At 61.2% G+C, this 9,357-nt stretch carries 10 protein-coding genes; all 10 read left to right on the top strand.

The genetic code is table 11. The features are described 5' to 3' along the window. The first annotated feature begins 2 nt into the window (after positions 1-2). The gene (locus WBK19_RS11200) at positions 3-1,418 is read left to right on the top strand and encodes an efflux RND transporter periplasmic adaptor subunit (protein WP_511289724.1); all 1,416 of its coding nucleotides are present in this window, start codon (positions 3-5) and stop codon (positions 1,416-1,418) included. A gap of 24 nt (positions 1,419-1,442) precedes the next feature. Further along, positions 1,443-4,577, top strand: a complete 3,135-nt coding sequence (locus tag WBK19_RS11195; RefSeq protein WP_511289722.1) for an efflux RND transporter permease subunit — start codon at positions 1,443-1,445, stop codon at positions 4,575-4,577. Positions 4,578-4,723: 146 nt separating this feature from the next. Beyond that, positions 4,724-4,927 carry a hypothetical protein gene (locus WBK19_RS11190; RefSeq protein WP_511289721.1) on the top strand — a complete coding sequence of 68 codons (204 nt, stop codon included), beginning with the start codon at positions 4,724-4,726 and terminating at the stop codon, positions 4,925-4,927. Continuing rightward, positions 4,924-5,469 carry a hypothetical protein gene (locus WBK19_RS11185; protein ID WP_511289719.1) on the top strand — a complete coding sequence of 182 codons (546 nt, stop codon included), beginning with the start codon at positions 4,924-4,926 and terminating at the stop codon, positions 5,467-5,469. Before WBK19_RS11190 ends, WBK19_RS11185 begins: the two co-directional genes overlap by 4 nt. A gap of 232 nt (positions 5,470-5,701) precedes the next feature. After that, positions 5,702-5,959: a DUF2933 domain-containing protein gene (locus WBK19_RS11180; protein WP_511289717.1), complete on the top strand. Its 258-nt coding sequence runs from the start codon at positions 5,702-5,704 to the stop codon at positions 5,957-5,959. After that, the gene (locus WBK19_RS11175) at positions 5,959-6,609 is read left to right on the top strand and encodes a methyltransferase family protein (RefSeq protein WP_511289715.1); all 651 of its coding nucleotides are present in this window, start codon (positions 5,959-5,961) and stop codon (positions 6,607-6,609) included. The genes WBK19_RS11180 and WBK19_RS11175 overlap by 1 nt, the downstream gene beginning before the upstream one ends. 3 nt (positions 6,610-6,612) lie before the next feature. Further along, a complete protein-coding gene (locus tag WBK19_RS11170; RefSeq protein ID WP_511289713.1) occupies positions 6,613-7,080 on the top strand; it encodes a hypothetical protein in 468 nt (155 codons plus the stop codon). Positions 7,081-7,410: 330 nt separating this feature from the next. Next, entirely contained in the window at positions 7,411-7,647 is a 237-nt protein-coding gene (locus WBK19_RS11165; protein WP_511289711.1) for a DUF2933 domain-containing protein, read from the top strand. Then, a complete protein-coding gene (locus WBK19_RS11160) occupies positions 7,631-8,017 on the top strand; it encodes a c-type cytochrome (protein WP_511289709.1) in 387 nt (128 codons plus the stop codon). Before WBK19_RS11165 ends, WBK19_RS11160 begins: the two co-directional genes overlap by 17 nt. Before the next feature lie 10 nt (positions 8,018-8,027). Then, positions 8,028-9,357, top strand: a 1,330-nt coding sequence (locus tag WBK19_RS11155) for an HAD-IC family P-type ATPase (protein WP_511289707.1), incomplete at its 3' end; no start/stop codon positions are given.

Here is a 9,357-nt window from a genome sequence, read left to right as displayed (position 1 = left end):
CGATGGGCATGGACTACATCGCTGTTTATGAAGGCGAAGCGGACGACGAGCCGGCGTCCGCCAATCAGATCAAGATCAGTACCGAGAAGGTACAAAAACTGGGCGTGCGCACTGAAGCCGCGCAACTGCGCGTGCTCGACAAGGTGGTGCGCGCTTCCGGCCGGATCGAGCCGGACGAACGCCGCATGTATGCGATTTCGCCCAAGTTCGAGGGTTATGTCGAGCGCCTGCATGTCAATGTGACTGGCCAGCCGGTCGGCAAAGGCCAGCCGCTGTTCGAGGTCTACAGTCCGGAGTTGGTCTCCGCCCAGCGCGAATATGCGATTGCCGCCCAGGGCGTCGAATCGCTGAAAGAAGCCGGCGGCCCGGCGCGGGACGGCATGAAACAACTGGCCGATTCCAGCCTGCTGCGACTGAAGAACTGGGATATCTCGGAAGAGCAGGTCAAGGCCCTCGCCAAATCTGGCGAGGCGAAGCGGACGATGACTTTCCGCTCGCCGGTAGCCGGCATCGTCACCGAGAAAAAAGCCGTTCAAGGCATGCGCTTCATGCCCGGTGAGGCGCTCTACCAGGTGGCGGATCTCTCCGCGGTATGGGTTGTCGCCGATGTATTCGAACAAGACATCGGCCTGATCAAGACCGGCGCCAAGGCCAAGGTCATGATCAACGCCTATCCGGGCAAGACCTTCGAAGGCACGATCAGCTATGTCTATCCGACCTTGAACGCCCAGACCCGCACGGTACCGGTGCGCGTCGAACTGGCCAATCCGGGTCTGTTGCTTAAGCCCGCCATGTTCGCCCAAGTCGAATTGCCGGTGAGTGCCAAAGGCCAGGTGGTCACGGTACCGACTTCCGCCGTCATCGACAGCGGTGCCCGCCAGATCGTGCTGATCCAACAAGGCGAAGGCCGCTTCGAACCGCGCGAGGTCAAGCTCGGCGCCCGCAGCGACAACCATGTCGAAGTGCTCGAAGGGGTCAGGGAGGGCGAACAAGTGGTGGTTGCGGCCAACTTCCTGATCGACGCCGAGAGCAACCTCAAGGCGGCGGTCGGCGGTTTCGGCCATGCCGCCCATGGTGCAGCCCCCAAAGAAGGGCAAGCGGCAGCAGCCCCCGGACAGCCAGCCGCCAAAGGAGCTAGCCACCAGGCCGAAGGCACGGTAGATGGCATCGACGCGGCGGCCGGCACGATTAGTCTCAATCACGGCCCGGTCGCCAGCCTCAAATGGCCGGCCATGACCATGGAGTTCAAGGCCGCCAACGCGTCGCTGCTGCAAGGGCTGAAACCGGGAGCCAAAGTCGCCGTCGAGTTCGTCGAGCGACAGCCGGGCGAATGGGTGATCACGGCCGTCAAAACGCTGCCAGCAAGCCAGGGAGCCGGCGCGCCGGCCGCCGCTGCCAACCCGCACGCCGGTCACTGACCGAGAGCCACGGAGAGTCGCCCCATGTTGGCCAACATTATCGAATGGTCGGGCCGGAACCGCTTCCTGGTCCTTCTCGCCACCCTGTTCATCACCATCGGCGGCATTTATGCCGTGTTGCGCACCCCGATCGATGCCTTGCCCGACCTCTCGGACGTCCAGGTCATCGTCTATACCGAGTATCCCGGCCAGGCGCCGCAGGTGGTCGAGGACCAGGTGACCTACCCGCTGACCACGGCCATGCTGTCGGTGCCGAAATCCAAGGTGGTGCGCGGCTTTTCCTTCTTCGGCGCGTCCTTTGTCTACGTCATTTTCGAAGACGGCACCGATATCTACTGGGCCCGCTCGCGGGTCCTCGAATACCTGAATTTCGCCTCCAGCCGCATGCCGAAAGGCGTGACGCCGTCGCTCGGCCCGGACGCCACGGGGGTCGGCTGGGTCTACCAGTACGCGCTGCTGGCCAAGGACAAGACGCTGGCCGAACTGCGCACCATCCAGGACTGGTACGTCCGCTATCAGCTGACCAAGGCGCACGGCGTCGCCGAAGTCGCATCGATCGGCGGCTTCGTTCAGACCTACCAAGTCACCGTCGACCCGGTGAAGCTGCGTTCCTACGGTATTCCGCTGATGAAGGTGGCGCAGGTCATCCGCGACTCCAACCGCGATGTCGGCGGGCGCGTCGTCGAGATGGCCGAAACCGAGTACATGGTGCGTGGCAAGGGCTACCTGCGCGGCAAGAGCGACCTGGAAATGCTGGTCGTCAAGAGCGACAAGGGCACGCCGGTGCTGATCCGCGATATCGCCCGCGTCGAACTCGTGCCCGACGAACGGCGCGGCTTGACCGAACTGAATGGCGAAGGCGAAGTGGTGTCGGGCATCGCCATGGCGCGCTATGGCGCCAACGCGCTGGAAGTCATCCACAACCTGAAAGCCAAGATCGACGAAATTGGCCCCGGCTTGCCCGAGGGCGTCACCGTGCAGACGGTGTACGACCGTTCCGAACTGATACACCGCGCCATCGACACGCTGAAGCGGACGCTGCTCGAAGAAGCGGCCATCGTCGCGCTGGTCTGCATCGTTTTCCTGATGCATGTGCGCAGCGCCCTGGTTGCCATCCTGATGCTGCCGGTCGGCGTGCTGATCGCCTTCATCGCCATGCGCTCGCTGGGCATGAACTCCAATCTGATGAGCCTGGGCGGCATCGCCATCGCCATCGGCGCCATGATCGACGCCGCCATCGTGATGATCGAGAACGCCCACAAGCACCTGGAGCGCCTGCCCGAGGAGCACACCAAAGCCGAGCGCGCCGATGCCATGCTCGCCGCCTGCAAGGAAGTCGGGCCGGCGCTGTTCTTCTCGCTGCTCATCATCACGGTTTCCTTCCTCCCGGTGTTCGCCCTGGAAGGCCAGGAGGGGCGGCTGTTCTCGCCGCTGGCCTTCACCAAGACCTTCTCGATGGCCGGCGCGGCGCTGCTTTCGGTGACGCTGGTGCCGGTCCTGATGATGCTGTTCATCCGCGGCAAGGTCATGCCGGAATCGAAGAATCCGGTGAATCGTTTTCTGATCTGGGTCTATCGGCCGATCATCGCCGGCGTCATGCGCTGGAAGAAAATGACCATCGTTGCTGCCGTCGTTGCCTTGGTGGCCTCAATCTACCCAGCCTCTCAGCTCGGCTCGGAGTTCATGCCGACGCTCAACGAGGGAACGCTGCTCTACATGCCGGCTTCACTGCCCGGCATGTCGATCACCAAGGCGGCCGAGCTGATGCAGACGCAGAACAAGATCATCAAGAGTTTCCCCGAGGTCGCTTCAGTTTATGGCAAGGCCGGGCGCGCCAACACGGCGACCGATCCGGCGCCGACCGAGATGTTCGAGACGGTGATCAACCTGAAGCCGGAAGCCGAATGGCGCCCGGGCCTGACCACCGACAAGTTGATCGCCGAACTCGACAAGGCGCTGCAATTTCCCGGCGTCGCCAATGCCTGGACGATGCCGATCAAGGCGCGCATCGACATGCTGTCCACCGGCATTCGCACGCCGATCGGCATCAAGGTGTTCGGCAAGGATCTCGGCGAGATGGAAAAAGTGGCCAAGGAAATCGAGGCTGTGGTCAAAGCCGTGCCCGGCACGACCAGTGCGTTCGCCGAGCGGATCACCGGCGGCTTCTATCTCAACATCGAGCCCGACCGCGAGCAACTGGCGCGCTACGGCCTGGCCGTCGGCGACCTGCAGGATGTCATCGGCACCGCGCTGGGCGGCGAGATGGTCACCACCACGGTCGAGGGCCGCGAGCGTTTCGGCGTCACCATCCGCTATCCGCGCGAACTACGCTCCGATCCGCAGCAGATCGCCCGCGAGGTGCTGATCCCGACCATGGACGGGGCGATGATTCCGCTTGGGCAATTGGCCAAGGTCGTCGTCGCCAAGGGCGCGCCCAGCATCCGCACCGAAAACGCCCTGCTCTCAGCCTATATCTATGTCGACATCCGCGACCGCGACATCGGCAGTTATGTCGCCGACGCCAAGAAGGCGGTTGCCGAACAGGTCAAGTTCCCGCCGGGCTATTACGTGACCTGGAGCGGCCAGTTCGAATACATGGAACGGGCCATCGAGAAAATGAAGATCGTCATCCCGGTAACGCTGCTCTCGATTTTCCTGCTGCTCTATCTCAACTTCAAGCGCATTACCGAGACGCTGATCGTCATGCTCTCGGTGCCTTTCGCGCTGGTTGGCGGCATCTGGTTGATGTGGTGGCTCGGCTACAATCTGTCGGTCGCCGTGGCGGTCGGCTTCATTGCGCTGGCCGGCGTCGCGGCCGAGACCGGCGTCATCATGCTGATCTATCTCGATCATGCCTGGGAGGAACTGAAGGCCAAGCGGCGTGCCGAGGGCCAAGTGCCAAGCCTGGCCGATCTCTACGAAGCGATTATGGAAGGTGCCGTTGAGCGCGTCCGGCCGAAGATGATGACCGTGGTGGCGATCATGGCTGGCCTGCTGCCGATCATGTGGGGTACCGGTACCGGTTCGGAAGTGATGAGCCGCATCGCGGCGCCGATGGTCGGCGGCATGGTCTCGTCGACGGTGCTCACCCTTGCCGTGATTCCGGCGATCTACGCACTGGTCAAGCAATGGCGCCTGCGCCGGGGTATTGAGGGCTAAATCGAGCAGCCTATGCGTCTGCTCTGTCCGCTTATCTGCTTCTGCGGCCAGGGCGGACGGGGCCGCCACGACGTTATGTTTGTTGCCGCGCAGACGTCGACCGCAGGTCAGCGCAAAGTAGCCTGAACTTGCGCGTGGAGAGGTTCATGAAAAACTTGCTTGCGATCACTGTTGGTATGACGTTTACGTTGTTCATCGACAGTGCTTTGGCGCAGAACGGCAACATGATGAACGGTGGTATGTCGGGCGCTGGCTCGATGGATGGTTACGGTGGGGCATGGGGTCCGATCTTGCTTCTGATCGTTGTCATCGGCCTCGTTGTTTGGGTTCTCCAGCGAAAGGGCAAGTGAGTGAGATCGAAACATCTGATCACGCCTTGGCTGCCAGCAGTAGGCATTACCGCAACACTGATTTACCCACCCGTAAAGGAAAAACAATCATGAAAACCTCAATATTGCTTGCCGCAATCCTTAGTGCTGCCCTGTCCGTACCTATTGCCTCCGCACAGGAAACATCCACGCCCGCCAAGCCGGCGATGAGCATGGAGATGAACAAACAGATGCCGCAGATGCAGGAAAATATGAAGAAAATGCAGCAGCAGATGGAAAAAATCCGCGCGACCAGCGACCCAAAGGAGCGCCAGAAGCTGATGCAGGAGCACATGCAGAGCATGCAGGAGAACATGAAGGCGATGCACGGCATGGGCGGCCCGATGATGATGGGCGGTGATCAGCGTGGCGGCAAGATGATGGCGGACAAGAAAGGCGGCATGGCGGAGGGCGACATGATGAAGCGCCACGAAATGATGGAAAAGCGCGTGGACATGATGCAGATGATGATGGAGCAGATGATGCAGCACAATCAGGCCATCGAGTCGATGCCCGGCAAATGACGGCGCATCCTGATTCCGTGTTTGCCCTGCGCGTGAACATGATGTGCAAAACGAGTACCCGGCCCGGCCTTCGCAAGCTGACAACAATGTAATCGGGCCGTCATTCTGGCGACAGGTGCGACGACGCAGACTGGGGTTGTCGGGCCTTCATGCAGGATCGGAGCGGCAAAGGGCACGCCATCCGCTGCGGATGATGCTCGATCCTTACGGTCCATCACTTCGAGGAGTCGCCATGGAACACGAGCATGATGTTCACAGCGACGCCAGAAGTCGCTCAAAGGCCAACATTGCCTTGATCGTCTTCCTGGTTATCGCCGCGTTTTTTCTGATTACCGAGCATCGAGCGCACCTCGCCGGGTGGTTCCCCTATTGGCCCTATTTGCTGCTGCTGGCCTGCCCCTTGATGCACCGCTTCATGCATGGCGGCCATGGCCATCGGTCGCATGGCTCGCGCGACGCAGCGAACGAATCCGCCAGGGAGCAAAAATAATGGATGACAACGCCGCTCCGGCCTACGGGCTATGGTCGCTGGTGATCATCAACTCGCTGGTGTTCATCATCTTTGCCTTCAGCTTCGCCAAGCCGCAATCGCCGCGCGACTGGCGTTCGTTCGGCGCGTTCTCGGCGTTTCTGGTCGCTTTGTTTACCGAGATGTACGGCTTTCCGCTGACCATTTACCTGCTCTCGGGCTGGCTGTCGACGCGCTTCCCCGGCATCGACTGGCTGTCGCACGACTCTGGGCATTTGCTCGAAACGATCCTCGGCTGGAAATCGAATCCTCATTTCGGCCCGTTTCATCTGCTCAGCAACCTCCTGATTGCTGCCGGCTTCTGGCTGCTCGCTTCGGCATGGAAGGTCTTGTATGCGGCACAGCGCAATCACCGCCTGGCGACGAGCGGCGCGTACGCACGCCTGCGCCATCCCCAGTATGCGGGCTTCATCCTGATCATGAGCGGTTTCCTGTTTCAGTGGCCGACCCTGGTGACGCTAGCGATGTTCCCGGTTCTGGTGTTCATGTACGTACGTCTGGCGCGACGTGAGGAGCGGGATGCCCGCACGGAATTTGGTGAGGCCTACGCCCGTTACGAAAGAAATACGCCGGCATTCTTTCCCCGGTTCGGTAAGAAAGCGCAGGCATAAGCGGTGGCACGCCGTATTTTTGCGCTCGCCGGTCTCTGGTCAGTGCTTGCCTTTGCGCTAAATCTGCTCTGGGAGATCGCGCAGATCAGGCTGTATACGATCTGGCTTGCGGCAGATCGAATGAGCATCGCATGGGCGCTGCTGCATTGCACGCTGGGCGACGTCGTGATTGCCCTCGCGCTGTTCGCGCTGGCCGGCGTGTTGCTCCGGTGCGCCGACTGGCCGGCGTTGCGCCCATGGACGGGCGGAGCAATTGTCGTGATTGGCGCGATCATTTACACCGCGTGGAGCGAGTGGTTCAACGTCTATCGCGTTGCTAGCTGGGGCTATACCACGAGCATGCCGATGGTTTTTGGTATCGGTCTTGCCCCGCTGTTGCAGTGGTTGATCTTGCCGCCAGTGATGGTCGGCGCGTATCGAAGGCTAGGATCGGCGTTGTTTTCCGCCAAGGCCGATTCAGCACATGACTGACCCTCGCCGTCATTTCCGCCATCTACGCCCGGGTTAAGCAATGGCGCCTGAATCGGGGTTCGAGCAATAAATCAGTTTTCTAACGAAAGGAGAATGTGATGTCTAAAAAGCTTTTGGCGGTTGCCATGACAGTGCTCGGACTACTGCTGGGAGGCTGTGCCAGCAGTGGATATGGAAATGGTTCCGGAAACGACCCGCACGCCGGCCACTCTCACTAATCTCCTTGATTGGCACGGAACGCCGTGAGCCAAGGGCAAGCCAGCATCAAGCCCTTCTCCTGCGGCACCACACCGTCTTCAGGCGTTAATCAAATGAGCGAGGAGCCAAAGCATGCGTTCAGAATCCAAGCATCAACCAAATGAGTCGTGGTATCGGTCTCGTGGCACGGTCATCGTTGGCATGATCGCTGTCATCCTGGGGTTCTTCATCATTCGCGAGCATTGGGAACATTTGACCGGAAAGTGGATTTATTTACTCCTTCTGCTCTGCCCGTTGATGCACTTCTTCGGCCACGGTGGACATGGCGGTCACGGCAAGGCAGATGGAAGCAATGAACAAAATTCGTAGGCGCCATATCGCCGCGGGGCTGATCGGATTGTTCAGCCTGTCGGTGCAAGCCCAAAGCTGGCAAGTGCCCAAACCCAGTCCCGGCCTGATGCCCAATCCGGCCGCCGGCAAGACGCTATTCGCGAAACACTGTGCTACCTGTCACGGTGCGGACTTGAAAGGCTCGGACAAGGGGCCACCGCTCCTGCACCGTATCTACGAGCCCTCGCATCATGCCGATGCCGCTTTCCAACTCGCCGCGAAAAACGGCGTGCGCGCCCACCACTGGAAATTCGGCGATATGGCACCGGTGCCGCAAGTAACACCCGACGACGTGGCTCACATCACGGCCTATGTGCGCAGCGAACAGCGCAAGGTCGGCATCGACTAAGGAGCGAATCATGGATAAAGCGATTCCGGAGCAGCAGCACGAGCAGCATCACACGCGATCTACCCCAGCACTAGACAGTGCGCCGAACACCTTCACCGATCCGGTTTGCGGCATGACCGTCAAGCCGGAATCGCCCCATGCGACGGATCTGGACGACGTCCATTACCGCTTTTGCAGTGCCAAGTGCAAAACGAAATTCGACGAGGAACCGGCGCGTTACCTTGCTCCGCAGCCGGCGGAGCCCGCTATTCCGGATGCTGAATACACCTGCCCAATGCACCCGGAAATCCGGCAGATCGGTCCCGGAACCTGCCCCAAGTGCGGCATGGCCCTCGAACCGCTGCTGCCCGATTTAGACAAGGACGAGGACAACTCCGAGTACCGGGATTTCCGCCGTCGCTTCTGGGCCAGCCTGCCGCTGACTGTCATCGTGGTCATCCTGGCGATGGCTGGGCACCGGCTGGAAGGCCTGTCGCCGGCGGTGCGCACTTGGGGCGAACTGCTGTTCAGTCTGCCCATCGTGCTCTGGGCCGGCGCGCCGTTCTTCGTGCGTGGCTGGCAGTCACTGGTCCAGCGCAGTCCCAACATGTGGACACTGATCAGTCTGGGTACCGGGGCAGCTTTCGGTTACAGCGTGGTGGCGGCGCTGGCGCCTGACCTGTTTCCCTCATCTTTCATGGCCCACGGCCGCATCGGCGTCTATTTCGAGGCAGCGGCGGTGATCATTTCCCTTACGCTCCTTGGCCAGATGCTGGAACTGCGCGCCCGGTCGCAAACCTCGGCCGCTATCAGGTCGCTGCTCGGCCTCTCTCCGAAGACGGCCCGCCGCATTAACCCGAACGGCATAGAAGAGGATGTGCCGCTGACTCATGTCCATCTCGGCGACATGCTGCGCGTACGGCCTGGCGAGAAGGTGCCGGTAGACGGCGCAGTGATCGAAGGTTTAAGCGCCGTCGATGAAGCGATGCTCACCGGCGAGCCGCTGCCGGTAACCAAACGCCCCGGCGACAAGGTGATCGGTGCCACCATGAACACCTCCGGCAGCCTGGTCATCCGTGCCGAGAAGGTCGGTGCCCAGACCATGCTCGCCCAGATCGTCCAGATGGTCGCCCAGGCCCAGCGCTCGAAGGCGCCGTTGCAGCGACTGGCCGACGTTGTCGCCGGCTATTTCGTCGTCGTCGTGGTCGCCATCGCCGTAATCAGTTTCTTCGCCTGGGGCTTTTTCGGTGGCGAGCAGGGCTGGGTCTTCGGCCTGATCAACGGCGTCTCGGTACTGATCATCGCCTGCCCCTGCGCCCTCGGGCTGGCGACGCCGATGTCCATCATGGTCGCCACCGGTC

Source organism: Azonexus sp., assembly GCF_049652925.1.
Classification (GTDB): Bacteria; Pseudomonadota; Gammaproteobacteria; order Burkholderiales; family Rhodocyclaceae; genus Azonexus.
Note: the sequence above shows the minus strand (reverse complement) of the source record. Positions and strands in the feature narration are given on the sequence as shown.

Excerpts from the sequence above, each read along its gene's own strand:
- WBK19_RS11200 (WP_511289724.1), top strand. The coding sequence starts at position 3 with ATGGGCATGGACTACATCGCTGTTTATGAAGGCGAAGCGGACGACGAG.
- WBK19_RS11195 (WP_511289722.1), top strand. The coding sequence starts at position 1,443 with ATGTTGGCCAACATTATCGAATGGTCGGGCCGGAACCGCTTCCTGGTC.
- WBK19_RS11190 (WP_511289721.1), top strand. The coding sequence starts at position 4,724 with ATGAAAAACTTGCTTGCGATCACTGTTGGTATGACGTTTACGTTGTTC.
- WBK19_RS11180 (WP_511289717.1), top strand. The coding sequence starts at position 5,702 with ATGGAACACGAGCATGATGTTCACAGCGACGCCAGAAGTCGCTCAAAG.
- WBK19_RS11175 (WP_511289715.1), top strand. The coding sequence starts at position 5,959 with ATGGATGACAACGCCGCTCCGGCCTACGGGCTATGGTCGCTGGTGATC.
- WBK19_RS11165 (WP_511289711.1), top strand. The coding sequence starts at position 7,411 with ATGCGTTCAGAATCCAAGCATCAACCAAATGAGTCGTGGTATCGGTCT.
- WBK19_RS11160 (WP_511289709.1), top strand. The coding sequence starts at position 7,631 with ATGAACAAAATTCGTAGGCGCCATATCGCCGCGGGGCTGATCGGATTG.